20 protein-coding genes and 1 pseudogene are annotated in these 24,923 nt (G+C 70.8%); 8 read left to right on the top strand and 13 right to left on the bottom strand.

Annotated elements, in window-relative coordinates; genetic code table 11:
- Nucleotides 1-1,141: alpha/beta fold hydrolase (locus P1P75_RS09750; protein ID WP_319253593.1), on the bottom strand; the 1,141-nt coding region annotated here is incomplete at its 3' end.
- Nucleotides 1,142-1,511: 370 nt separating this feature from the next.
- Between P1P75_RS09750 and P1P75_RS09755 the strand changes: the two genes are divergently transcribed.
- From P1P75_RS09755 to P1P75_RS09765, 3 genes are all read left to right on the top strand, one after another.
- Entirely contained in the window at nucleotides 1,512-2,801 is a 1,290-nt protein-coding gene (locus P1P75_RS09755; protein ID WP_319253595.1) for a histidine kinase, read from the top strand.
- On the top strand, nucleotides 2,798-3,490 hold the full coding sequence (locus tag P1P75_RS09760) for a response regulator transcription factor (RefSeq protein ID WP_319253597.1): 693 nt from the start codon (nucleotides 2,798-2,800) through the stop codon (nucleotides 3,488-3,490). The genes P1P75_RS09755 and P1P75_RS09760 overlap by 4 nt, the downstream gene beginning before the upstream one ends.
- Before the next feature lie 203 nt (nucleotides 3,491-3,693).
- Nucleotides 3,694-5,022, top strand: coding sequence for a PP2C family protein-serine/threonine phosphatase (locus P1P75_RS09765; protein ID WP_319253600.1), 1,329 nt, complete (start codon nucleotides 3,694-3,696; stop codon nucleotides 5,020-5,022).
- Between the two features lie 51 nt (nucleotides 5,023-5,073).
- Here P1P75_RS09765 and P1P75_RS09770 read toward each other — a convergent pair whose 3' ends face one another.
- On the bottom strand, nucleotides 5,074-5,667 hold the full coding sequence (locus P1P75_RS09770; protein ID WP_319253602.1) for a TetR/AcrR family transcriptional regulator: 594 nt from the start codon (nucleotides 5,665-5,667) through the stop codon (nucleotides 5,074-5,076).
- 155 nt (nucleotides 5,668-5,822) lie between these two features.
- Between P1P75_RS09770 and P1P75_RS09775 the strand changes: the two genes are divergently transcribed.
- Nucleotides 5,823-6,224, top strand: coding sequence for a nuclear transport factor 2 family protein (locus P1P75_RS09775; RefSeq protein ID WP_319253604.1), 402 nt, complete (start codon nucleotides 5,823-5,825; stop codon nucleotides 6,222-6,224).
- Nucleotides 6,225-7,205: 981 nt separating this feature from the next.
- On the opposite strand, the pseudogene P1P75_RS09780 reads toward P1P75_RS09775, so the two are convergent.
- Together P1P75_RS09780 and P1P75_RS09785 are read right to left on the bottom strand one after the other, a co-directional pair.
- A pseudogene (locus P1P75_RS09780) lies at nucleotides 7,206-7,445 on the bottom strand (leucine zipper domain-containing protein); the annotation flags it as partial.
- A gap of 97 nt (nucleotides 7,446-7,542) precedes the next feature.
- Nucleotides 7,543-7,707: a hypothetical protein gene (locus tag P1P75_RS09785; protein ID WP_319253606.1), complete on the bottom strand. Its 165-nt coding sequence runs from the start codon at nucleotides 7,705-7,707 to the stop codon at nucleotides 7,543-7,545.
- A 199-nt stretch (nucleotides 7,708-7,906) separates the two neighbouring features.
- Between P1P75_RS09785 and P1P75_RS09790 the strand changes: the two genes are divergently transcribed.
- From P1P75_RS09790 to P1P75_RS09800, 3 genes are all read left to right on the top strand, one after another.
- Nucleotides 7,907-11,716, top strand: a complete 3,810-nt coding sequence (locus P1P75_RS09790) for a HEAT repeat domain-containing protein (RefSeq protein WP_319253608.1) — start codon at nucleotides 7,907-7,909, stop codon at nucleotides 11,714-11,716.
- A gap of 630 nt (nucleotides 11,717-12,346) precedes the next feature.
- Nucleotides 12,347-13,846 (top strand): MFS transporter, encoded by a 1,500-nt coding sequence (locus tag P1P75_RS09795; RefSeq protein WP_319253610.1) that lies wholly within the window; start codon nucleotides 12,347-12,349, stop codon nucleotides 13,844-13,846.
- A gap of 381 nt (nucleotides 13,847-14,227) precedes the next feature.
- A complete protein-coding gene (locus tag P1P75_RS09800) occupies nucleotides 14,228-14,797 on the top strand; it encodes a TetR/AcrR family transcriptional regulator (protein ID WP_319253612.1) in 570 nt (189 codons plus the stop codon).
- A 238-nt stretch (nucleotides 14,798-15,035) separates the two neighbouring features.
- Here the strand turns inward: P1P75_RS09800 and P1P75_RS09805 are convergent, their stop codons facing one another.
- From P1P75_RS09805 to P1P75_RS09845, 9 genes are all read right to left on the bottom strand, one after another.
- The gene (locus tag P1P75_RS09805) at nucleotides 15,036-15,956 is read right to left on the bottom strand and encodes an SDR family oxidoreductase (RefSeq protein WP_319253613.1); all 921 of its coding nucleotides are present in this window, start codon (nucleotides 15,954-15,956) and stop codon (nucleotides 15,036-15,038) included.
- 163 nt (nucleotides 15,957-16,119) lie between these two features.
- A complete protein-coding gene (locus tag P1P75_RS09810; protein ID WP_319253615.1) occupies nucleotides 16,120-16,587 on the bottom strand; it encodes a MarR family winged helix-turn-helix transcriptional regulator in 468 nt (155 codons plus the stop codon).
- A 14-nt stretch (nucleotides 16,588-16,601) separates the two neighbouring features.
- Nucleotides 16,602-17,663 carry an alkene reductase gene (locus P1P75_RS09815; protein WP_319253617.1) on the bottom strand — a complete coding sequence of 354 codons (1,062 nt, stop codon included), beginning with the start codon at nucleotides 17,661-17,663 and terminating at the stop codon, nucleotides 16,602-16,604.
- Between the two features lie 82 nt (nucleotides 17,664-17,745).
- Nucleotides 17,746-18,651 carry an NADP-dependent oxidoreductase gene (locus tag P1P75_RS09820; RefSeq protein ID WP_319253619.1) on the bottom strand — a complete coding sequence of 302 codons (906 nt, stop codon included), beginning with the start codon at nucleotides 18,649-18,651 and terminating at the stop codon, nucleotides 17,746-17,748.
- Between the two features lie 621 nt (nucleotides 18,652-19,272).
- On the bottom strand, nucleotides 19,273-19,755 hold the full coding sequence (locus tag P1P75_RS09825; RefSeq protein ID WP_319253621.1) for a hypothetical protein: 483 nt from the start codon (nucleotides 19,753-19,755) through the stop codon (nucleotides 19,273-19,275).
- Between the two features lie 55 nt (nucleotides 19,756-19,810).
- Nucleotides 19,811-21,391: a DUF4157 domain-containing protein gene (locus P1P75_RS09830; protein ID WP_319253623.1), complete on the bottom strand. Its 1,581-nt coding sequence runs from the start codon at nucleotides 21,389-21,391 to the stop codon at nucleotides 19,811-19,813.
- A 194-nt stretch (nucleotides 21,392-21,585) separates the two neighbouring features.
- On the bottom strand, nucleotides 21,586-22,080 hold the full coding sequence (locus tag P1P75_RS09835; RefSeq protein ID WP_319253625.1) for a GNAT family N-acetyltransferase: 495 nt from the start codon (nucleotides 22,078-22,080) through the stop codon (nucleotides 21,586-21,588).
- Between the two features lie 404 nt (nucleotides 22,081-22,484).
- Nucleotides 22,485-23,201, bottom strand: coding sequence for a hypothetical protein (locus P1P75_RS09840; protein WP_319253627.1), 717 nt, complete (start codon nucleotides 23,199-23,201; stop codon nucleotides 22,485-22,487).
- Nucleotides 23,202-23,635: 434 nt separating this feature from the next.
- Nucleotides 23,636-24,028, bottom strand: coding sequence for an amphi-Trp domain-containing protein (locus tag P1P75_RS09845; RefSeq protein ID WP_319253629.1), 393 nt, complete (start codon nucleotides 24,026-24,028; stop codon nucleotides 23,636-23,638).
- A 474-nt stretch (nucleotides 24,029-24,502) separates the two neighbouring features.
- Here P1P75_RS09845 and P1P75_RS09850 point away from each other — a divergent pair, with 474 nt between their 5' ends.
- Entirely contained in the window at nucleotides 24,503-24,829 is a 327-nt protein-coding gene (locus tag P1P75_RS09850; protein WP_319253631.1) for a carboxymuconolactone decarboxylase family protein, read from the top strand.
- The last annotated feature ends 94 nt before the right edge of the window (nucleotides 24,830-24,923 follow it).

Consider the following 24,923-nt stretch of genomic DNA (forward strand, 5'->3'; position numbering starts at 1 on the left):
AGGTGGGGCCGTGGGGGTAGCCGTCCAGATCGATGACGGCGTCGAACCGGCGGTCCCGCCGGGCTGCCTGGAGGGCGGCGGCACCCCCCATGGAGTGGCCGGCGACCGCGACCCGGCCGCCGTCCAGGCGTCCGGTCAGCGGGCCGGCGATCTCACCTCGGCCCAGACGGTCCAGCTGCGTGAGGACGAAGCTGAGGTCGGCCGCCCGAACGGCCGTCCAGTCGGCGGCCAGCGCGGAGTCCTTGTCCCGGTCCCCGGTGGAGGCGGTCCTGGAATGAATCGTTCGGCCGTCGGTGAGCACGACGGCGGCGGAGTCGTACGGGTGGTCGAGAGCGGCGACCAGATAGCCGTGACTGGCCAGTTCCTCCGCCCAGGCGGTGTTCTGGGTGCGTACTCCGCCCGATCCGGGCGAGAACAGCACGACCGGGAACCGTCCGCCGCTGTCGGCCACCGGGGCGTTGAAGACCGAATGGGTGCGGGCCCGGGGGAGGCCGTCGACCAGGAATTCGGGCAGGCCCACCCCGCGGGCGAGGGCGTCGGAAACGGTGCGCGCCTCGTGCTCCGTGCGTCCGAGGTACGGGGCCCGCTGCGTGCCCGCGGGGCTCTTCCGTGCGGGATACCAGAGCTGTACCACGACCGTGCGCCGGTCGTGCGGATCGGCGGTGAACGTCTCGGGGCGGCGAGCGTCGGTCCACTGCACCACCTGGGTGCCGACCGCGAAGCGGCCCGACGGTTCGGGGAACACCGGTACGGGGAAAGCCCAGGCGGCCACCGGGCCCGTGGCGATCAGGCCGACGCAGGCCACCGATCCCGGCAACGCCAGCCACCATCGGGCCCGCCACACCGGCCGGCCGGTCCGGCGTCGCAGGGGAGAGAGGGCGAACGGCAACGCGACGGCACCGCCTGCCAGTACCGGCAGCATCTGCCAGCGCATCCCCACCGCACTCAGCAGCATCGCGGACAGCGCGAGAGCCGTCCCCGCCGCGATCGTGACGCGTGGGCGGGCAGCGGGGGGAAGCCAGCGCGCCACCACCAGCGCGACGGCGCCCGGCAGGGCAAGCAATTCCAGAGGGGACATGTACAGTCCCGCGATGATCTCGTTCACCCGGCCATCCTCCGGGCGGGGCACGCGATGCCACATCGATCCGGAGTCGCCCTCGCATACGACCGGAGTCGCCGTCCGAGGCATGGCCGCTGTGCGGCCGCAGTCGTATCCAGGCAGGCCGGCTGTGCGACCTGAGTCGCCATCAAGCCCCCCAGGCGAACAGCCGCTTTGCGACCGCGGAAGTAGCGGGACTCCTCCTGCGGTCGTACCCCGGCGCGGTGCGATCAGACGGTGGGCTCATGTGCTTCGCGGGCCCGCGGCCTACCGTGACAGGGCCGCGTCCAGGCCGGGGGAGCACGCGGTGTGCGCTTCTTGTACCGGACCCGACCCGACCCGACCCGGCTCCGGAGTACGCGGTGGTGGTCCCGGCCCGGGCCACCATGACGCCTGACCGACAGGATGTGTGATGACCGAGGCCGCACCGGAGCCCGGCAACGCCCACCCGTCGCGCCACCGGTACCGCGTGCGGCGGGCGAGGACAGCCGTACGGCTGACGAGGCACGCCGGCCTGGCCTCCGTACGAGCGGCGCGACCGGTGAGAGCCGCCCGGCGCTGGGGCCACCGGCTGCCGCCAGTGGTGTGGGACTCGCTGTTGCCGGCGCTGCTCCTGCTCAACATCATGACCACGGGCGCGCCGGGAGAGCTCCCGGTGGCCGTGGCCCTCACCGCCGCCCTCGCGCTGCCGCTGGTGTGGCGGCGCCGGGCCCCGCTCACGGTGTTCGGCGCCGTGGCGGCCGCGGCCTTCGTCCAGTGGCTGATGGACGTCCCACTGCCGGCGGACGTCGCCCTGCTGGTGGCTCTCTACACGGCCGCGGCGCGCTCGGGCCGGCGCGGCGCGCTCGTCGCCGGTGCCGTCGTGGAGGTCGGGGCTCTGCTGGCCTGCCTGCGCTGGGCGACGGAGGGAGCGTTCCTGACCCCCTTCGTCGCGATGACCGCGATGGTCGTCGCCGCCGCGGTCCTGGGGGTGAACGTGCGGACCACGCGCGCCTACCTCGCGGCCCTGGAGGAACGGGCCGCACGCCTGGAGCAACAACAGGACCAGCAGGCGCGCCTGGCCGTCGCCGAGGAGAGGACGCGTATCACCCGGGAGATGCACGACATCGTCACCCACAACCTGTCCGTCATGGTCGCGCTCACCGACGCCGCCGTGTACGCGCAGCACCGGTCACCCGACAAGGCCACCACCGCGATGCTGCGGACCTCCGAGACGGGCCGGCAGGCCCTGACCGACATGCGGCGCTCGTTGGGCGTCCTGCGGACCGGCGAACCGGACGCGGAGCGCCACCCGTTGCCCGGCATCGCCCAACTCGAGACCCTCGCCGACCAGATGCGCGCCGCCGGGCTGCCGACCCGCGTCGAGGTACAGGGCGGCCACACCCACATACCCGCCAGCGCACAGCTGACCGTCCACCGCCTGGTGCAGGAAGCCTTGACCAACACCTTCAAGCACACACCCGCCGGCACACACGCGAACGTGCGGATACGGTGCTCGGCCGAGACCGTCACCGTGGACGTCACCGACGACGGCTCCTGCTCGTCCCTTCCCGGCGCCACCGCGTCCGGCCACGGCATCCCCGGCATGCGCGAGCGCTCCGCCGCCTACGGGGGGACGCTGGAGGCCGGACCGCTTCCGGGCGGCGGCTGGCGAGTGCGCACCCGCCTCCTCCTCGACAGCGGCGGGGCGGTGTCCCCATGACGATCCGCATCCTGATCGCCGACGACGAAGCACTGCTCCGTATGGCCTTCGGCACCATCCTGGACGCCCAGCCCGACATGGCCCCGGTCGGCGAAGCCGCGGACGGCATCCAGGCCGTACGCCTCGCCCGGGAGCTGCGCCCCGACGTCGTCCTCATGGACGTCCGGATGCCCGGGACGGACGGGATCGAGGCGACCCGGCAGGTCATCCGGATCTCCCCGCAGAGCAGAGTGCTCATCCTGACCACCTTCGACCTGGATGAGTACGCCTTCGCCGGACTCAACGCCGGAGCCTCGGGCTTCCTGCTGAAGAACACCAGGCCCGAGGAGTTGCTCACCGCGATACGCAGCGTGGACGCGGGCGACGCGGTGGTCTCCCCGCGCATCACCCGGCGCCTGCTGGAGAAGTTCCGCCCGCACATCCCCGACGGCAGCAGCGCCGACCGCGACGATCGGCTGAGCCGGCTCAGCGCCCGTGAGCGCGAGGTGCTCGTCCAGGTGGGCCGCGGGCGGTCCAACACCGAGATCGCGGCCACCCTGTACCTCGCGGAGGCGACCGTGAAATCCCATCTGGGGCGCATCCTGCACAAGCTGGAACTCCGCGACCGGATCCAGGCCGTGATCTTCGCCTACGAGAACCGCCTCGTCCACCCGTCGAGCCCGTCCGCCGCGACCCGGACACAATCCTGACCGCCGTCGGCGCCCGGCCCCCGCCCCTGCGGGACGTGCGTGGACACCCGCACGACGCTTCGGTGTGGATGTCCGCTAGGGGGATACCTGTGATGGCGAACGTCCGTTTTGGGCTTCTCGTTCTGTCCGTCGACGGCATGGGCCTCTCGGGGCGGTGGGTTCGCCGGGCGGCCGCGGGTGGTCCCCGTTGACAGGTTGACCGCATGGCTTCGCCAGAGGACTCCGCCCGTATGCTCCACGCCTTGCTGCGGGCCAGTCACCTGTCGGCGTTCGAGGAGACGCCGGCGCTGGTGGCCCGCCATGCCGGTGAGGCCGGGCTGCACCGGGCGCGCATCTATGTGGCGGACATCCAGGAACTGGTGCTGCGAGAGGCCACCGGGCAGGGCCTGGACTCCGGTGAGGGCGGGCGGGAGCTGCGGGTCGACGCCACGCTGGCGGGCCGGGCCTTCCGTGACGGGCAGCCGTACTCCACGCAGGTCGCCGACCGTACGGAGCACTGGTTGCCTGTGCTGGACGGCACCGAGCGCCTCGGTGTCCTGCGCATAGACACCGACGACGAACCGGACGAGCCCACCCGGGCGGCGATGGAGGACCTGGCGTCGCTGGTGGGTCTGCTGCTGGTCTCCAAGCGCCACCACAGCGACTCCTACGCCCGCCTCACCCGCGTCAACCCGATGTCGGTGTCCGCGGAGATGGAGTGGACACTGATGCCACCCCGGACGTTCGCGAACAGACGGGTGACCATCGCCGCGACGATGGAACCCGCCTACGCGACCGCCGGTGACGCCTTCGACTACGCCCTGGCCGGCCACACCGCTCACCTTGCGGTCTTCGACGCGATGGGACACGACACCTCGGCCGGACTGACCGCGAACCTCGCCATGGCCACCTGCCGCAACCAGCGACGCCAGGGCAACACCCTCGGGCAAGCCCGCGACGCCATCGAAGCCACCCTGCTCGAACAGTTCGCCCACAGCCGCTACGCGACCGCCGTCCTGGCCGACCTCGACCTCGACACCGGGCTCCTCACCTGGATCAACTGCGGCCACCACCCACCGGTCCTGATCCGCGGCCGACGCTGGACCACCCACCTGGCCTGCACCCCCACCCACCCGCTCGGCACCGACCTCGGCCTTCCCGCGACCCTGTGCCGCGAACAGCTGGAGCCCGGCGACCAGCTGCTGCTCTACACCGACGGCATCATCGAGGCCCGCGACGCACAGGGACGCGAGTTCGGCCGCGACCGCTTCGTCGACTTCGTCATCCGCCACCAGGCCGACGGCCTTCCGGCCCCGGAAACGCTGCGCCGCCTGGTGCGCGCGGTGCTCGAGCATCACGACGGCCATCTCAACGACGACGCCACCGTCCTGCTGTGCGAATGGCACGGCTCCCCGGAAGCCGCCGCACCCGCCGAGGACCAGGAGACGCCCGGCTCGGAGGCGGTACACCGGCCGGCTGAAGACGGCGTACGAGCGCGCGCGGGGGTCTGGGACGCGTCCGCAGACATGAAAGGGACGACCGATGGCGCGTAGCGCAAGGCGGGCAGCGGGGCAGGTGCCGACGTTGCCCCGGGCGGGGGAGGGTCAGTCGCCGGTCTCGCCGGGTGAGGTGAGCGCCGCGCGCGTCAGGCGCAGGAAGAGCGTCCTGCGCTCGTGCCGGACCGCTGGGTCCGGGCTCGTGTTCTTCAGTCCGTCCATGACGGAGAGGAGGAGGAGCGCGAGATCCTCGGCGGTGGTGTCGACGGCGGCGAACCGTACGTCCCCCGCTTCGGCGGCCTCCTCCAGCGCGACCGTCAGCCGGGCGACCAGGGCGGTCCGGGCTTCGCCGACGATGTCCTCGGTGATGGTGTGAGTGGCGTCGAAGAGTTCTCCGCCGTGGGCGCTCGAGGAGATCTGGGCTGTCAGCTCCGTGAAGTAGGCGGCGATCGCGGTGTCGATCATCGACAGCACGTCACCCTCCTCGGCGAGGGAGGCGTCCACGAGTTCCAGGGCGCGGGAATGGGCCCTTCGGGATCCCGCGCGGAAGAGTTCTTCCTTTCCGGCGAAATGCAGGTAGAGCGCGGCCCGGGACATTCCGGCGGCGCGGGCGATGTCCTGCATGGTGGTCTTGGCGTACCCGTACTGACGGAAAACGGTCAGAGCGCTGTCGAGAATGTGCCCGGCTCGGTCATCTGGCATGGCGATACGCTAGTCTCCTGGACTCATAGAGTCCAACTGGACAGTCTGCGACACTTTGTCAAGCAGAGCAGATGCGGGAGGGCACGGCCGCGCAAGGCGTCCCCTTCCCCGTCCGGCCGGAGGCTCGCCCGTCCGCAGGACCAGGAGTGAACTTCATGGCACAGACAGTCGACACCGCCGCCGACCGCGCGGTCGCCGAACGGATCCGCGAGGTGGAGCGGGCCCGGCTCCGCGCTCTCGTCGCGGCTGATGTCACCGAGGCGTTTGAGCTGCACGCATCGGACTTCCAGCTCGTCACCCCCGTCGGCGCGGTCCTCACCAGGGACGAGTACCTGGGAGCCATCGGCAGCGGCCACATCGACTACGTCGCCTGGGAGCCCGGCCCCATCGCCGTCCGAGTCCAGGGGAACGCCGCTGTCATCCGCTACCAGGCCGCGCTCGAGGTGGTCTTCGGCGGCCATCGGGTACCTGGCGCCCGCTACTGGCACACCGACACCTACGAGTGCGTGGAGGGCAGGTGGCAGGTCGTGTGGTCCCAGGCGACCGAGATCAGGTGAACCCGGACTGGTGGCCGGTGCCGGAGGCCGGCCCGCACCCTGAAGCGCGAACGCGGCGGACGTACCAGCGATGACGCCACCGTCCTCCTGATCGAATGGCGCGGCGGCGCCGACCACCTCACCATCCTGGAATGACAGCAGACCAGGGCCGGCCGTCGCGGACCGACCCACCTGAACCGACCGCCGGCTTCCATCCAGCCATGCGTGGCGGCTTCGCCGATCGGCTGCGGCCGACTGCCCGCGTGAGAACACACAAGCCCTGCGGCTACTGGTCCGAACCGCAGGACCCTGCGCGAGCGGCCGGCTCTCACGACCGACCGCTTGTCCACCGCCCGGGCGCCGGGTGCGCGAAGTGGGCGGTGAGCGGCATGCCCGTCAGCTCGCCCACATTGCCGCCCGCGAAGCCGTGGACCTCGGCGGCGTTGGCAGAGGTGGCATCCGAAGTCGTCCCGATCCGTGGGGGGTTGGGGGAGCCGCAAACTGGGTCTTTGGCGGTTTCACGGTCCTGGCCCGGGGCGCTTCGGCATGATGTGCGCCATGGGGCGGCGGCCGGTAAGGGTGGACGAGCTTGTCGAGTGCTGGACGATGCTCGATGACGAGCTGGAACCTGTGGCGGGGAAGCGGGGTGCGAGAGGGCCGGAGCGTGTGGCTACAGCAACGTCGTCCGCCCGAAGGGCAGGCTCGGCGGCGTCCGGTGCGTGTGACCGCAAAGAGAAGGGTCGTCCCGATGCTGGTCGTATCGGGGCGAGCCCGACAACGCGGCTTGGCGTGGCCCCTCTGGGGCAGTGCGTGACAGGTGTCGCCCGGCAGACGGTCGCCCGGCAGACGGGACTTCCGAAACACGCTCCAGGTGTGCCGTGCGGACAGGTTCGTGACGCGGCCGGCTGGTGTGTGGCCGCCGACGCCGGCGTGGACGGCCGTCCTGAGCGGGCCGAGGCGGTGTTCGCGGCGCAGCCGCACCACCTGTGCCGCGACGGCGGCCGGGGTGCGGGGGGTCGGTGGTGCGGGCGGCTGGAGCGGTCGCGCATCGCGGCCTCACCAAGTTGCCGGTAGCGGCCGGCCCGGCGTGCGGAGGTGGTGTGGCCGGCCTGGAAGCGTTCCGCGGCACGGCACAGTGGCCGGCCGTCGTACACGACGCACCGGGGCCGGACGCAGTCTGCCGGTCGGGGACAGCGGGGCATCACGGTGGGACGCGAGGGCCTCCTGCGGTCGGTCCTGGATGTCGAGATCCACACCGAGCCCAGAAGGCCCTCACCTGTTCAAGCACCCAGCACGCGTGTCACCGACGTCTCGGGACAGCACACCTGGGCCTGGGTCGTCATCGGCGTCCGTACAGTTCCCGCACGCATGCCGCGACGGCGCGCAGGATGCCGGCGCGGTCCCGAGAAGCGGTGTCCTTCAGTGCCAGACCGGTGACGGTCACCAGGGTGATCGCGAGGATCGCGAGCCCGGCCAAGGGCACCGCTGCCCACCAGATGTCCATGTGTCAGTCCTTCCCCAAGCAGCCTCGACCTCCCGGACGGGACGGCCACGAGCACCTTCTCCAGGACCTTCGACGGCCGGCCATGGACACCGGATCGCCGGATTTCCGGCCGCAAGCTGCCAGGTGGCAGGACCGTGACCCTGGGGCCGTCGGATCAGCCGGATCAGATCAGTACCGAGCGGAAAGGCCGGAAGCGAGCGTGAGGAAAGAGCACGCGGGAAGGCAAGCGCTGGCGCAGCACCTTGGGCAGCTCGGGGAAGCGCTGGACGAGAAGCGGAAGACGCAGAAGGCCGCGGTCGAGGAGGCGAACAGGCGCCGGCGCAAAGCCGCAGGCCGTCCAGAAGACGTGCCCTGGCCGCGCAGCGAAGGCGGCAAGGATCTGCCCCTCCAGACGGTCAACGGCTGGTTCCCCAAGCAGGAGCGCTTGAAGGAGCCCAGCCTGCCGCAGGACTTCGACGATGTGTGGTCCGTGGTCGCCGTGATGCTCGACTGGGTCACCCAGAAGGACAGTCGGTACGTGGAGGGCAGTCTGCGCCCCCGCTGGAAGAAGCTCTACGAGGACGCCCATCGCGGGACCGCCATGGACGAGGAGGTGCGCGGCTACCTCGCGGCCGCCCGGAAGGCCGCTGAGAAGCACCCGTATCCGAACCTCTCCGAACCACCTTCCCTGGCCGAGGTCTACGTGCGCCAGCGCAGCCGCGCTGCGGCACGGGACGGGCACGCCGGAGCCGGCGAGGGCTTCACCGCCGGAAGAAGCGGTACCGGCCTCGCCGTTCCTGGCGAGCCGGCCGAAGCGGTCTTCCGGAGGGCCGACCGGGTGTGTGTGCTCATCGCCGGTCCCGGAACCGGCAAGTCCACACTGCTGCGTGCGCGGCTGCGCGACACGGCCGGTGAATTGCTCGACGGTACGCACAACCCCGGGAAGTCCGGTCCGGCCGTCCCGGTATGGGTGAGCGCACGCGCCCTCGCCGGAGAGACGACGCAAGTACCCGATGTGCTCGCCGCCGCCACGGCAAGGCTCAGCCAGTTCGGGCGGCACCCGGAACTGACCCGAGACCGCTTCCTACAGCGGCCTTGGACCGGGGCGCACTGGCAGCTTCTCGTCGACGGCCTCGACGAACTCCCCAACGCGGACGAGCGCCGCGCCGTGTTGGAGAAGCTTGCCAACGCCGTCGCGGCAGAACCGCCGCTGTACCGGTGCGTCGTAGCGACCCGCCCTCTGGCCGAGGGCGAACTCAGCGTTCTTGACCAGGTCCTCGGCCTCAAGGCCCCGCACTATGAACTGCAGGCGTTCGCACCGCACGATCTGCACGACTACATGGAGAAATACTTCAGCACCCGCTGGCCGAGGCAAGAAGCCACCCACCGCGCCCGCCACTTCGCCGGTGCGCTGCGCAGGGCCTCCCTGGACGAACTGGCCCGTACCCCGCTGATGGCCTTCATGCTGTGCCAGCTCTACCTCGCCAAGCCCGAGCGCCCGCTGCCCGACGGCCGCGCCGCGGTGTACGAAGCGTTCACCGACCTGGTCTACGAGAACAACCACAGCAAGCGCGTCGCGGACAGCCACGAAGAATCGATCAAGCGCCTCGTGGAGAACGTCCAGAGCCCGCGGGCGCGCAAGGAAGCCGACGCCGCCGCACGGCGTGTCCACGAACGGCTGCCCGAGCTGATCGGTTACCTGGCGCACCGGAGGCTCTCGGACCACAGGACCCCGGTCACCGAGGCACTGGCCTCACACGAAGCCGTGCAACGCCCCGGCAGGATCCGTCCGGACCGTTGGGAGGCGTTCCTGGAGAACCTTCTCCGGCACACCGGACTGCTGGTCCACCACGCCGACGGCCTCGGCTTTCCGCACCAGACCTTCCTCGAATACCACGCCGCGGCGGAGATCCGGCACCGGCTGGCCGTCGAGCGGAGCCTGACCGGGGATGCCCTCATCCAGCAGGTATACGGCAAGCACTGGGCGGACCCCACGTGGCACGAGACCCTCGTCCTTGTCGCGGGAATGGTCGAACCGCGCCTCACAGGCCAGATCGTCGACCACCTCCTCGCCGTCGATCCGCTGTGGTTCGTCCGGCAGCCCGAGGCGTTCTCGGGCGAGACACCGCACCACATCGTGCTCGCCGCGCGCTGCCTCGGCGAGGTCCGTGACCCGGGCAAGCTCCGCGCCCAGTGTTGCGCCGTCGTCAACGCGGTGATTGCGCTGATCGAGCACATGGTCACGGACGAGACCTCCCCCTATTCGTCACTCACCCGTGCGGTCGAGGAGACGCTGCCGCCCGTACTCGGCCGGCTCGGCGCAGGCAACCCCGCCATCCGTCGGCGTTACCACGACTGGTACCAGGCACGCGGCCAGTTCCTGAACGTCACGAGGTTCGGGGAGGACTTCGTCTCGGTCCAGGTACCGCCGGCCGCGCGCGTCGGCGCGGCGCTGCTGCGCGACAACAGCGAGTTCCGCGAGAGCCTGGTCAGCAAGGCGGTCTTCGGCCCCGCTCCCGCCGACCGGGAGGAGGCGCTGCGCGCGCTCATCCAGGAATGGCCCGACGATCCCCAAGTCGCCGGGCTGCTCCGGGAGTTCGCCGAGACAGACCCTGACGGAAACGTCAGGAGAGGCTCGCTGCAGCTCTTCGCGATGACCCGTCACCAGGACCGGTCCACCAGCGACTGGCTGCGGACCTGTCTCACCGACCACGATCGGTACCTACGGCAGGGGGCGCTGGCCGCGCTTGCCGACGGCTGGAGCAACGAGCCCGAGACGTTCAACCTGGTACGCCGATTCGCGACCGATGACCGCGACGACTCGGTCCGCCTGACCGCGGTGGAATCCATCGCGGCCGGCTGGCCGCACGACCCGGACGCTGCGGCCGTCGTACGCGACCGCGCCGCCCGCGATCCGGACCCGCACCTGCGGTACAGGGTTTTCGGCATCCTCGTCCGGGGCTGGCCTGACGATCCGCAGACTGTGGCGCTGTTGCGTTCGGCCGCCGCCGACGCCGGAAGCGAGGGATGGGTGCGAGAGGCCGCGAAACGGGCGCTCGCCCGCGCCGAGCCGCGACCCGCCGACCCTGCCCCAGCCTGGTCGACGCCCTCGCCCGACGCGGAGGACGTGCTGCACGCCGCGCTGAAGTCCCTCGTCGTCGACCGGCGTACCGATGCGAAGACCCCCGTGCTGCTACGCGAACAGGCCCAGAACCACCCCGACGACACCGTCCGCGTGGCCACGGTGCGGGTACTGGCCACAGAATGGCACACCCATCCCGCAACGCTGCCGTGGCTGGGTGAGCTCGTCACCTCCGACGCAAGCGAGCCGGTGCGACAGGCCGCACTGCTGGCCGCCTACTTGGTCTGGCCGGACCATCCCGACGCCAGGGCACTGCTACGCGGCGTCGTCCAGGCCGAGGGCCCGTCGCGAGCCCGCGAACTGGCCGTCCTCGCCCTCGCCGCCGGATGGCGCAGCGACCCGGCAACCGGGTCGCTGCTTCGCAGGCTCGCAGTTGAGGGCAACGCCGAGTTCGTACGCGCGGCGGCGGTGCGGACGCTGGGAGCATGCTGGAGCGACCACCCCGGCACGGTCGAGCTGTTGCACGACAGGGCCGAGAACGATCCCGTACCCTACGTCCGTGGGACCGCCGTCCAGGCTCTCGTCACAAACTTTCGCACCCGGCAGACCGCCGTTCTGCTTCGCCGGCGCGCGATCGACGACCCGGACGACCACCTGCGCGCCACCGCCGTATACGACCTGGCGGCGGGCTGGCGCGACCCGGCGACCGGTGAGCTGCTCCGACGCATCGTCACCAGCGGAACCGGCCCGATCAGCCGAGGCGCGGCAGTCCAGGCACTGGCAGGCGGTTGGCGCGACGACCCCGTCACCGAGGAGCTGCTGCGCGAGCGGGCCGCCGACGACTCCGACTGGGACCTGCAGCGAGCGGCCGTGACGGCACTCGCCGCACGCTGGCCGCATGACCCGCAGATCCAGGCGCTCGCCGACAGCCTCTCCGACGAGTGGTAGCGCAGGAGCCATAGGTCTGCCGGTTCGGCACGGGGGCCGACATCGAATGCGCCGACCGGACCCACCCGAAAGCACCGCACTCGGGAGAACGGCCGTACGCCCCTGACACCGCACGGCATCCGCCACTGGTCCTGGGCATGTGATGCCGAGGACCGGGCCGCCGTCACCATCGCCCGGTGCCGAGACACCGAGTCGGCGCACATGGAGTGGCAGCGCCCAGATCCCCGCCGCGCTACGACGCCTCGGAGACAGCCACCTCGACCTCTACGAGCGGCTGCGCGCGACGGCCGTGTACGGCGCCGAGGAGCGGGGCCGCGATCTTGGATGGCATCGAAGCCCTCCACTGACGCTCCGCCCGTCGGCTCGCTCAACGCGGCTTCGCTGTCGTGCAACGACGGGCAACGTTTTGGGCGTTCGCGATCCGTACCGGCCTGTCGGCGCTGGCCGACACGGCGGTTTGCCTGTGTCGTGCGCCGAGACAGCACCGGTGGCCGGCGCGGGCGTCGATGTCCGATGGCCCACGGGCCGGAGCCCCTCCACTTGCACTGAGGAAACCGATCTGTTTTTCTATAGGGAAACAGATCGGTTTCCGACCGGTGCTCAGCCTATGACCAGCAGCAAAGGGAAGACATGACTACCACCTTCGATCGCGGGGCGCCCGCCTCCGGGAAAACAGACTCGGGCCGCCGCGGCTCACATGCGGTGCGCTGGCTGGTGCTCGTCGTGCTGGGTGTGGCGCAGCTCATGGTCACGCTGGACGCGACCGTCGTGAACATCGCGCTGCCCGAAGCGCAGCACGACCTCGGTTTCAGTGACGGCAGCCGGCAGTGGGTCATCACGGGGTACGCCCTGGCGTTCGGCAGCCTGCTGCTGCTCGGGGGCCGACTCGGTGACCTGTTCGGCCGGCGTACGACCTTCGTGACCGGCCTGATCGGTTTCGCGGTCGCATCCGTCGTCGGCGGCGCGGCCGGCAGCTTTGAGATCCTCGTCGCGGCACGGGTGGCCCAGGGTGTCTTCGCCGCGCTGCTCGCGCCCGCGGCACTGTCGCTGCTCAGTGTGACCTTCACCCAGCCGGCCGAGAGGGCGAAGGCCTTCGGCATCTTCAGTGCGCTGTCCGGTGCGGGCGCCGCGGTCGGACTGCTGCTCGGCGGCATGCTCACCGAATGGGCGTCGTGGCGCTGGGTGATGTACGTGAACGTCATCTTCGCGGGCGTCGCGCTGGTCGGTGCGTTGCTGTGGCTGGCCAAGCCGGTCGTCACCGAGCGGCCCAAAATCGATATCCCGGGCACCGTCGTGGTGAGCGCCGCTCTGTTCGGCATCGTCTACGGGTTCGCACACGTCGAATCCACCAGTTGGACGGACCCGGTCGCCCTCGGCTCCATGATCGTCGGCGTGATGCTGCTGGCCGTGTTCGTGTGGCTGGAACTCAGGGTTGCGCATCCGCTGCTGCCGCTGCGCGTCGTGCTGGACCGGACCCGAGGCGGTTCGTTCCTGGCCGTGTTCGTCACGGGCATGGGGATGTTCTCGATCTTCCTGTTCCTGACCTACTACCTGGAGGCCAGCATCGGCTACTCGCCGATCGAGGCCGGTCTCGCCTTCCTGCCGATGGTCGCGGGCATCGTCGCCTCGTCGACCACGGTGCCTTCGCTGCTGCTGCCCAGGGTCGGTCCGAAGGTCGTGATCAGCGTCAGCTTCCTGGTCGCCGCATCCGGTATGGCCCTGCTGACGCAGCTCGCGCTGGACAGCGGCTACGTCGCCGACATCATGCCGGGCATGATCCTGCTGGGCCTCGGTATCGGCGGTGTGATGACCACCGCGTTCCAGGGTGCGACCGCGGGCGTGCACCACGAGGACGCCGGCGTCGCCTCGGCGCTGATCAACACCGGCCAGCAGGTGGGTGGCTCGATCAGTACGGCGCTGCTGACCACGGTCGCCTCGTCGGCCGCGACCGACTACCTGTCCTCGCACAAGCCCGGCGCGCTGACCGTGGCACAGGCCGGGGTCGAGAGCTACACGGCCACCCTGGCGTGGGGCGCCGGGATCTTCGTGGTCGGCGCGGTACTCACGGCGTTCCTGATGCCGAACAAGGCTCTGGCGCCGTCAGAGGGCGAGCCCGTGATCGCCCACTGAGCCTGATCCCACCGAGATCGGGCTTGCCGCAACCACGGTGGGGAACACCCTGCCACCTGCGCTGACTGGTGTCCGTAGGGCGTAGACAGCGCAGGAAGGCGGGGGGCTGCCCTGAGATGATGCCCGCTTGTTCCAGGGTGCGACGGCGGTGCCGGCGGCCGGTGTCGCCACCCGCACGGTGTCGGGGGGCGACGGGCCGACCCCGGCCCCGTCGAGGATTGTGGCGCGGCCTCGCCCAGGCGAAGTCCGAGCAGGCCGTCGCCCATGCGCAGCGGAACCGTACTCGCATGCCCGCTCGGCTGCCGACGGCACGAAGATCGCCCCGACGACGTTGCAAACCGATCGGTTTCAATTTCGTCCATATCGCGTTAACCTCGCAGTGTGACCACCGAAGTGAAGTCAAGCACCAGGGAGCGGCTGCTGGATGCGGCGGCCACCCTCACCTACCGAGACGGTGTCGGCATCGGCGTCGACGCGCTGTGCCGGGCGGCCGGGGTGTCGAAGCGTTCCATGTACCAGCTGTTCGAGAGCAAGGACGAACTGCTGGCAGCGAGCCTGGAGGAGCGCGCCTCCGCCTACGTGGCGACCCTCCTGCCCGCGGCGGACGACGGCCGTTCACCCCGCGAGCGAATCCTGCACGTCTTCGCCCAGCTGGAGGAGCAGGCGGGCGCGCCCGGCTTCCAAGGCTGTCGGTACCTGGCTGCTCAGATCGAACTCAAGGACCAGGCCCATCCCGCGAGCCAAGTGGCCCACCGGGTCAAAGGGAACCTGACAGGGTTCTTGCGGGCCGAGGCGGAACAGGGCGGGGCGAGCCACCCCTACCTGCTCGCCAGGCAACTCATCCTGGTCTTCGACGGCGCCAGTGCCCGCGCGGGAATCGGAGCCGACGATCTGACCGGGCTCGTCACACCCACGGTGGCCACCCTGCTCGACGCAGCGGGCGTGCGCTGACGCATCGCCCGGACCGCTTCGCCGAGGCCACACCGGTCTTGCCCCGGCGGCCTTCGCGGCCCGTGAAGCCAGGGGTGGCATGTGAGGCGGGGGCGGCACACGTCCACACCTCCGCGGCCGCCCCGATCCGTGGGCCGCGGCGGGCGGTCACGGCCGGCCTGAGGGTGCGATGCCTCCTCGCGCAGGCAGCGGGCGGTGACACCGTCGTTTCTCGTCGACCGCTCGGGAGGCGGGCCTGTCACCGGTGGGGTGTTGGGCGCAGCTCGTCGGTGAACCGGGCGAGGGCCTCCTCGGCCGTGGGAACGGGGCCGAACAGCTGCTCCTGACGGCTCGGGTCGGCGACGTAGCGGCCGGTCTCGAACCAGTGGAACATCGCGGCCATGTCCTTGACCAGGGGCACGAAGCGGCCGACGACGGCTCCCGCGCCGCGGGCGACGGCGGACGGTACGGACCGCACCTTGATCTCCCTTCCGGCCTGGCGGCCCATCACGTCGGCCACCTCCCGCATGCTGACGGGACGGTCCCAACCGATGTCGATCCGTTCGCCGGCCTCGGCTGCGACGTCGACCGCGGCCGCCAGGTACGCCGCGAGATCGGACGTGTGGACGAAGGTCAGCGGGACGGTGGCCTTGCCGATCCACACCATGCGGCCCTTGTCGACGGGGTCGCCCGCCATGCTCGTGACCTGGTCGAGGAACGCCCCCGGGCGCAGGGCGACGAACGGGACGCCGAGCTGTTCGAGCCTGTCCTCGGCGAGCTTCTTGTGCCAGAAGTGCGGGACGTCGGGCGTCTGGTCGCTGGTGAGGATGCTGGTCAGGACGAACCGCCGGATGCCGGTGCGGTGGGCGGCCTCGGCGAGGTTGGCGTTGCCGATGGTGTCGATGTCGTTGGCGTTCTTCCCGCCGCGGGTGTAGCCGGCGGCGGTGGTGACGACGGCGTCGGCGCCGTTCATGGCCGCGACGAGCGAGTCGACGTCGAGCATGTCACCGCGGGTGATCTGCACGCCCCGGCTTTCGAGTCGGCCGGCGTCGCTGGTCGGCCTGACGAGGGCGCGGACGTTCTTGCCACGTGCCAGGAGTTCGTCGACGACCTTGCTTCCCAGTGAGCCGGTCGCCCCGACGACGAGGACGCAAGGGTTGGTGGAGTCGGTGGCAGGCATGGGGATCACACTTTCCGTCGGGTCGAGGTGGGGTTGGCGGGGCCAAAGCGGTGCGGCTGGGTCGGTATGCGGGCGGCCGGCGGTGTGGGGGCGCACCGGAGTTCCCTTCGGGGCGCCCCCACCCCGCCTGCCGTGAGCGGCTCGCCCAGCCGCACCCAGCGATTCAGCCGGATTCCTCTTCCGGCGGCGGGCGGCTGGTGATCGCGTCGGTGATGGCGTAGGCGGTCTCGACGAAGGCTGCCGCCTGCTGCTCCGACAGGCTGCCCGCGGAGATCTCTTCCAGGTTCTGCCACAGGGCTGCGATGGGTTCGCGCATGGCGCGGCCCTTGCCGGTGAGGTGGACCACCATCACACGCCGGTCGTGCTGGGCCGGCTCGCGAACGAGCAGGCCCGCTTCCTGCATGCGGCGCAGGGACTTGGAGACGGTGGAGTGGTCCAGGCCGACGGCTTCGAGAAGTTCGGACTGGGTCTGGCCGTCGCGGTCCAACAGCTGCATCAGCAGCAGCTCCTGGCCGGGGTGGAGGTCCATGGCGCGGAGCAGGACGGCGGCGCGGGCGCGGTGGGCGCGGGCGAGCTGGAAGATCGCGTAGCTCATCGGCCCTGCGGCGGCGGTCGTGGGGATGTCAGGCATGGTCTGTTGTGTCCTCAGCCGGTGTAGGTGGGGTAGTCGGTGTAGCCGACCGCTCCGCCGCCGTAGAAGGTGGCCGGGTCGGGGGTGTTCAGCGGCGAGCCGGCACGCAGCCGCTCGACCAGGTCCGGGTTGGCGAGCGCGAGGGCGCCGACGGACACGAGGTCGGCCGTACCATTCTCGATGTCCTTGGCGCGGGCGGGCAGGTCGGTGCCGCCCCGATTGAGGATCAGCGTGGTCGGCCACAGTGCGCGCAGAGTGCCCAGCAGCTCCTCGTCGCCCGCGTGCAGCACGTGGAGGTAGGCCAGGTCCAGGGGGCGCAAGGCGTCCAGGAGTGCCGGATACAGCTCGGTGGTGTCGGACTCGGCGATGTCGTTGTACGGGTTGCCGGGGGAGATGCGCAGGCCGGTGCGGTCGGCGCCGATCTCGTCGGCCACGGCGGCGGCGACCTCGACGGCGAAGCGGATGCGGCCCTCGACCGAGCCGCCGTAGCCATCGGTGCGCTGGTTGGTGTTGTCGGACAGGAACTGGTGCACCAGGTAACCGTTGGCTCCGTGGATCTCCACACCGTCGGCGCCTGCCGCGACAGCAGCCGCTGCGGCGCGGCGGAAGTCCTCGACGGTCGCCGCGACCTCCTGCGTCGTCAGAGCACGGGGTGTCGGCATCTCCTGGGGCCCGGACGCGGTGAACATCGCGCCCTCCGGCCGGATCGCCGAAGGAGCGACCGGCCGGCGCCCGTGGGGGGTGTTGTCGGGGTGGGCGATGCGTCCGGTGTGCATCAGCTGGATGACGATCCGGCCGTCGGCCGCGTGAACGGCGTCGGTGACCTTGCGCCATCCGGCGATCTGGTCGTCATTGTGGATGCCGGGGGTGAGGAGGTAGCCCTGTCCGTCGGGGGAGGGCTGGGTGCCCTCGGTGATGACGAGCGCGTGCGAGGCCCGCTGGGCGTAGTACTCGGCGTTCAGCTCGGTCGGTACGCCTTCGGATGTGGAGCGGTCACGGGTCATGGGGGCCATGACCAGGCGGTGCGGCAGAGATATGCCGCCAAGAGTGGTCGGCGTCCACAGGGAATTGAGCATGAGGGTTCCTTCGGCATGGCGGTGACCGGCTGGTCACCGCAAGGGCAGTGGGTGGTCGTGGGGAAGTGGTGGGAGGGCGTGCTCAGCCGACGGTCAGGACGAGCTTGCCCCGCACGTGCCCGGCGTCGCTGACCTGCTGGGCCGTGGCCGCCTGGTCGAGGGGGTGGGCGGTGACGGTGGTGACGAGCTTGCCGGCCGCGGCGTCCTGGGCCAGGGCGGCCAGGTGTGCGGTCGAGCGTTCCTGGATTCCCTGGGAGAAGGTGACGCCCAGCTGCCGTGCACCGAAGTCGGCGATGGTGACGATGCGCTCGGTGCCGCCCCTCAGGGTGATGGAGTCCTCCAGCGCTCCCTTGCCGGCCAGGTCGAACACCGCGTCCACGCCGTCGGGGGCCAGCTCCCGAACCCGCTCGACCAGGCCCTCGCCGTACACGGTCGCGGTGGCGCCCAGAGAGGTGAGGTAGTCCTGGTTGGAGGGGCCTGCGGTGGCGATCACGCGTGCTCCGCGGGCCGTGGCGAGCTGGACCGCCAGGGTGCCCACCGCTCCGGACGCGCCGTGCATCAGCACGGTCTCCCCGGCGGCGACGCCCAACAGGTTGAGGACCCGTTCCGCCGTCTCGCCGGCCACCGGCAGCGCGGCCGCGTCCTGCCAGTCGAGGCCGGCGGGCTTGGGGGCCACGGTGGTTGCCAGCGCGTACTGGGCGTACGAGCCGGTGTCCGACCAGCCCAGCACCTCGTCGCCGACCCGGAGGTCGCTCACGCCCTCACCCAGGGCGTCCACCACTCCGGCGAACTCGCCACCGGGCACGGCGGGGAAGGTCGTCGGGCGGACGGCCTCCAGCATCCCGGAGCGGATCTTGCCGTCCAGCGCGTTCACCCCGGCGGCCTTCACGCGGACCCGGACCTGGCCGGGGCCGGGCTGCGGGACCTCGATGTCCGCCTCGTGCAGCACGTCCGGGCCGCCGAACTGGTGGAAGACGATTGCTTTCATGATGACTCCATTTCCTTCGCCTGAGAGTGTGGCTGGCCACATGATTACCGTAACAGGGAATCGTGTGGCTGGCCAAGTATTGGCCATCGTGACGACATGTGACGGCGTGACTCTGTAGGGTGAGGAGTCCTTGCAGGGTCATGGCGCCGGGGCTGACTGGGTTCTGGGCGCCGAGGGCCCGGAGTGTGGTCGGCAGGGAGTCAGGCAGGGCGGCGCGTAGGTCAAGGCGGCGCGGCTTTCGACGTCACGCGGGTGCCGGCTGTGGTTCCTCCGGCACTCCAGCGACCTTGCGGGCCGGCTCCGCAAGAGGGGTGGCGGTGGGCGCCACGCGCAGTGGCGGTTCGCCGGCGCGCCGTTTCGTGCGCCGAGGTGACGGCGCATCAGGAATGGTCCGCGGCAACCGAAAGGCGGCTGGGTGGCATCGCGTTTCGGCCGTCGGATGGCGTGAACAGGCCGCTATGGGCGGGGTCCATCTCATGCCCAGGGAGGCCGAAGTGGTCGCGGACGTGGCAGCGCGCCTCGCGCGCGGGTGGGGCACGGACCAGGCCTGACCAGCGATACGCCCATAACGGACGCCTTGCTGCCGGCCCTCGGGGTCGCCCCCGAGGGCTGCGGTGTCCCTCAGCCGTACGCCGCCGTGTCCCACTCCCGTCCCTGAATGGTTCCCGCCAGCCATGACAAGTCGGCCGACCGGATCTCGAGCACGGCGGACGGGACGCGGTCGGGGTCCTGCCACAGCGCTCGCCAGGCGTCCAGGAAGGCGGCCTGCCAGGCGGTGGCGTCGGCCGGGTCGAGGCCGCGTGCGCGCAGTTCGGCCTCTACGGCCCGCCGAGCCGCGTCCTCGTCGAAGGGCATACGGCGCCGGGCGGTCACGGAGACCGCCGCGATCACCCGGTCCGCGTACTCGGCCAGGGCGACCGGGTCCCAGTACGCTCCCGGCCCGGCCTCGCGGTCCAGCCGCTCGGGGTCGGTGTCGGCCAGCAGTCGCATCGCGAAGGCGGCGGACGCGGACGGTTCCCCGGCGTCGGGATGGATCGCAGACAGGGTCAGCTCGACGGTGTTGTCGCTCACGCGCGTGACGCGCACCCGCCACAGACTCGCCAACGAAGGCTCCCTTCCTCGTGAGTGCCGCCACCCATCCCATGCGGGCGGCCGCCCGTTAGGTGGTGATTCTGCCGGTAGCGATCAGATTGGCCAGGGTGGCCAGCTGCGCGTCGCTGTTGATGCGCTCGGCGAACGTGACGGCACCTCGCTGCTGGCCCCGGCCGCCCTGCCGGGGCGGCCGGAACGGCATCTGCGAGAACGTGTGGATCACGGACTCCGCGGCACCCAGAGCACCCGCCTGGTCCACCAGGCCCCGGAACTCCCCGCTGCGGGCGCCGCCCGCGCCGATCGACTGGAGGAAGACGACGTCGCCCGCGTCCCATCTGCGGTTTGCGGTGACCTGGACCAGATCCGGGAGGGTGATGGTGGCGGCGGCCAGTGCCTGGCCGAAGTAGGTCGGTTGAGGGTCCGTGAAGACGAACGGGAGTGCGGCGGCCAGGACCTGCCAGATCCCGGTCGTGGGGTCGTACCGCTTGAAATTGATCGTGAGGGACCGGACGAAGTACGGGGCGAAGGACTGCTGGTACTGCGAGGTCTGGGGGTTGGCCGTCCCGTAGTCCACGTCGACGCCGAAGTAGACGTAGTGGCGCGGAGCGTTCCACGCCAGGGCGGAGTTCGCGGCTGCCACGGTGACCAGCTCCCGCTTCAGCACGCTCTCGACGCCGGCCTCGTACCGGCTGTTGTCCCGCTTGGAGGCGGGCACCAGGTTGTTCTGCGTTCCGGGACCGCCCGCCTGCATATTGATGAGATGGAAACGGATCCAGAAGTTCGTAAGACCGAGCTGGCGGACGTAGGTGTACCCCGTGGGATCGACGGCCGGGGGCGAGCCGGTCAGTGAGCCGTCGCTGATCATCTCGATGGACGTCGTCCTGCCCGCGGAGTCCACGACGGGGTAGATGAACGAGCCCTGCGGAACGGCGTTCGTGTTGTAGGCAACGCGCTGGACCTGCCGCCGCCGAGCGGAGCCCTCGCCCGTCCGCCCCCGTTCGGATGCCGCCCCCTCCCCGAGGCCGGTGCTCCGCTGCACGGGGGCGGGCCCCGACATCACCCGGGCGGCGTTGGCCTCGGCGGCCCGCTCGAAGGCGTCACCGGGTGTGCTGACCCGCAGTCCGTCGCCGGTGTCGGTGCCGGCGACCGGCCCGCTTCGCTGCTGGATCACATGGGTCAGCTCATGGGCCAGGGTGTGCTTGTCGCCTCCGCCCTCGCCGATGACCACATGGCTGCCGGAGGTGTAGGCGCGGGCCCCGAGTTGGGCGGCCGACCGGCGGGCAGCACTGTCGACGTGCAGACGTACGTCGCCGAAGTCGGCGTCGAGCCGGGCCTCCATCTCCTGCCGCAGCGGGGCGTCAAGCGGACGGCCCCCACTGCGCAACACCGCGTCGACCTCGGGGGCGCGCTGGACGGCCGTGCCGTCCGAGTGTCCGCAGCCCGGACCGTGCTCGTGGCGTTCGTCGGCGATGAGCTGAGCCAGTGCCCGGTTGCCCACCGTTCGTTGCAGGACGCCGAGGGCGGCAGGTGACAGCTCGCCGGTTCGGCCCAACGCGGCGGTGCTCGCGGCGGCCGACCGGGCCGGGGCCGGACGCCGGTCCCGTTCCTGCTGCGGGCCTTGGTCCTGCGTATCCTGCCGCGCCCGCATCGCCGCTCTCCCTCGCCCTCAGCCGTGTACAGTCCCACCACGCTTCCGTCCTCACGCCATGTACGCCAGGGTCGTTCGGGCAATCTTGCGGGCAGCATTGGTGACGCTGCGCAGGGCCTGGCGTCGGCCGAGTGGGCCAGGGGACGCCCGTCGTCCCGTACAGGTGGAGCACGGCGTCCACCGTGAGCACAGGTCTATGGCAGGAGGCCGCGCTGGTACCAGGTGCCTGACTTGCCGCCGAGATCGGCCGGGGTAGCGGGGCCAACCGGGACGAAGCCGGCCTTGGTCAGGACTTTCTGGGACGCGGCGTTGTCGTGGGAGGCGGCCGCCCTCAGTGTGTGCAGACCGTGCACCGCTGTCGCCATTCGGCACAGCTCCTGGACGGTCGCGGTCGCCACGCCGCGGCCGGCGACCTGCTCCGCGACCCGGTAGCCGAGTCCGGCAGTGCCGTTCTCCACGTCGTACAGGTTGAACCTGCCGAGTACCGAACCGTCCTCGGCGACGAGCACGTAGAACGCGCAGATGCCGGCCTCTTGCTCGGTCAGCAAGGCGTGGTACCGGTCGGTGAACCGGTCGAAGAAGTCGTCGCCGCGGTCGGGGATCGACGCAGCGAAGTAGCCGCGGTTCGCCAGCTCGAAGGCCAGGACCGCCGGGGCATGGCCGACATGCAGCCGCTTCAGCTCGGGCACCGCCCGACTGTACCCAGACCGTGCGCTGAGGCCACCTGAGTTTCCGCCAGTGGCAGACAGACCCAATACCAGGACATCATCTACCGATCTGGGGTTGGAGTAGGTCTGTGCGGATATCAGGTGACCACGCTGGTCCACCTGTGGGTCATGTGGCGTTTCGGATCATTGAGCGCAGTCGTTGTCGCGATGTTGGCGGGTGCCGCCGACTGGCTGTTGGTTCCTGGTGAGGTGGGAAGCCGCGATCACTTGCGGCTGCCTGGGGGCCACGCACCGGGCGAACAGCGCACGCGATGGTCATGTACGGCGGCTGTGGTCCGCCCACCGTTCGCCGTCCTTGGGGGACCCGGCCTCGTACGCCCCAGCATGGTGATCTTCACAATGACCTGGACCTCGTGACGGTCGTGTCAGTTGGGGGAGGGGCGCTGGTGGCGCCGGTACCAGAGTGCGCCGACCGCGGCGGATGCCGTGGCCAGGGCGATGCCGAGGACCGGCCATCGGCTGTCGGCGAGGCGCAGGCCGGTCAGGAGGGTCACGGCGGTCACTGCGAGCGGCACGAGGAGGGAGAGGAGCGCGCGGAGTGCGGCCGCCACTGCTTCCGGTTCGGGGCGGGACGTCCGGTTGCGGCGGCGGGCGGGTGCGGTGTCGGCGAAGTAGTAGGCGAGGGCGCGGTCTGCCAGACGGGCGTCGGCGCGTTGGTAGGTCACTGCCATGTACGGGAGCCAGACGAGGGGGGCGACCAGTCCGACCAGGAAGACCGTGCCCAGGAGCATCCACCGCCAGGCTTGGACGGTGACCCGGCGGAGGCGCCGGCCCGGTGTCCGGCCCGCGTCGTCTGGCCTGAGCACGCCGAGGAGGTGAGCCATCCTCAGGGTGACGTGCCACAGGGCCGTCCATCGCTTCCAGCGGACGGGGCCGTCGGCGGCGTGTCCGGTGCCGGCGAGCGCGTGCTGCGCCCGCCCGGTGTCCTCGTACACGCCTTGCAGGACGAGGAGTTCGCCGGCGCGGGCGCGCGCCGTGGGGTCGCGGCCGTCGAGGGCGGCCAGCTCCAGGACGGTACGTGCCTGGCGGAGCAGCGCTGCACAGAACGCGACAGGGATGAGGACGAGGAAGGGGCCGCCCACGAGGGATCCTTCCGTTACCACGGCCCGTCTGCCGCGAGCGATCACCTGGGCCCGGAGCTCCGTCTCGGTGGCGGTGGGGTGGTTCCGCCGGAGTGAGGCGATTGCTTCGGGCACGGCCGGAGCGATGCGGCGGACGGCGAAGTCGGCAAGGCGTTCGGGAAGGTGCCCGGGATCGGTGATGACCGACGCCAGCAGCGAGCGTTCAGGGGAGGGACCCTCACGTGAGCTCGTACTGCTCAGCTTCTCCCGGTGCGGCACAGACGGCATCCTTCACGGATAACACCAATTGTGAGGTGAATGGGAACTTTCCCCCTTTCCCTCGTACCCCGACCGCGGATTCTCGGCTCGCATGCGTCTTCACTGATCGAGAGGGCCGAGCAGGGTGTGGCGTGACGGTCCTGTCGGTACGTGGTGCCTCGCCCGGCCAGGTGCTGTCAGTCCGCGGTGCCTCGCGCGGTTGAGGGCTTCTTCGCCACGGGCCGCTTGGCACCTTTGCTCCTGTTGCCGCTCGTAGCGCTGGACCCTGGCTTTGCGGCCGCGTTCTTGCGCGTCGTGGCCTTCTCCGCGCCTGCGGCCGGCCGCGTCGGCGCTGCCCGGGTCGGTGTGGTCGGCCACTTCAGCTCGATCTCCAGCTCGATCTGCCCACCACCGATCTCGACCTCCATCTCACTGTGGAGGCGATCGGGTATCCGCAGGCTCAGCGTTCCGGAACCGAGTTCCAGCTCGGCATCCCCGCCTTCCCGCAGCGCGGTTGCCAGTGCCGTGAGTTGGTCAGCGGCCTCAAGGCGTGACAGGGAGCGCTTCTGCTCGAACTTGAGGTCCTTCATGGTGTCTCCGATCCGCATACGGCCTGGGTGACCGTCCGGCCCCACCAGCGCTGTTCGTGGGTTTCGGCCGGTCGGGCTACCTCCAATCTCGTCCTCCCCGGTTCGCTGCGCACGCCGGGGGCAGGGGTGAAGGTTCTCGATGGACAGCGCGCAAGCCATCTGTGCAGGTCATGGTGACGTTGTCGCGCGTGCGGACACGTGACCGACGAGGGCACCTGCGGTACGCGAGCCACGGCGCCGGGTGCCGGAACGCCAGGAGCACCTGTCGGCTCGGCCCGCCCGGGGCCCCATCACCCAGCGAGCCGATGCCGCCCCGCCCCGCACACCGGCCGCCGAGGCGTGCCGAACCGTCGGCGCGCGATGAGCGCGAGGCCTGGATGGGATCTACGGTTGGGGAAGGCTTCACCTGTGCGGAACCCGGTTCCCGACGCGTCGCACCCTCGCGTCCCGACACTTCCCAGGAGGGCATTCGCCATGTCCACCGCTTCGGACACCCCCGTCCTGGACACCCTCGCCGCCATGACGGTCGACTCGATCGAGCGCTGCGGGATGGCCCCGGACCTGCTCGTCCTCACCCGCATCGCTGCGCTCGCGGCCTCGGACGCCCCGCCCATCTCCTACGCGGCCCATATCGACCCGGCCATCAGAGCCGGCCTGACCGTCGAACAGCTGCAGGACGTCCTGGTCGCCGTCGCACCCATCGTGGGCACCGCCCGCGTCATGACGGCCGCGGGCAACATCGCCAAGGCCTTTGGCATCGCCATCGCCGTAGCCGATGCCGAGATCGAAACGCAAGGCTGACAACGACCGTCATCAGGCGCCGATGATCCGGGCGGCCGTCATCGGACAGAAGGCCACATCGGACAGTAGGCCAAGGAGCGACCCGCCCCGCACC

Source organism: Streptomyces sp. ID05-39B (assembly GCF_033794725.1).
Lineage (GTDB): Bacteria > Actinomycetota > Actinomycetes > Streptomycetales > Streptomycetaceae > Streptomyces > Streptomyces bobili.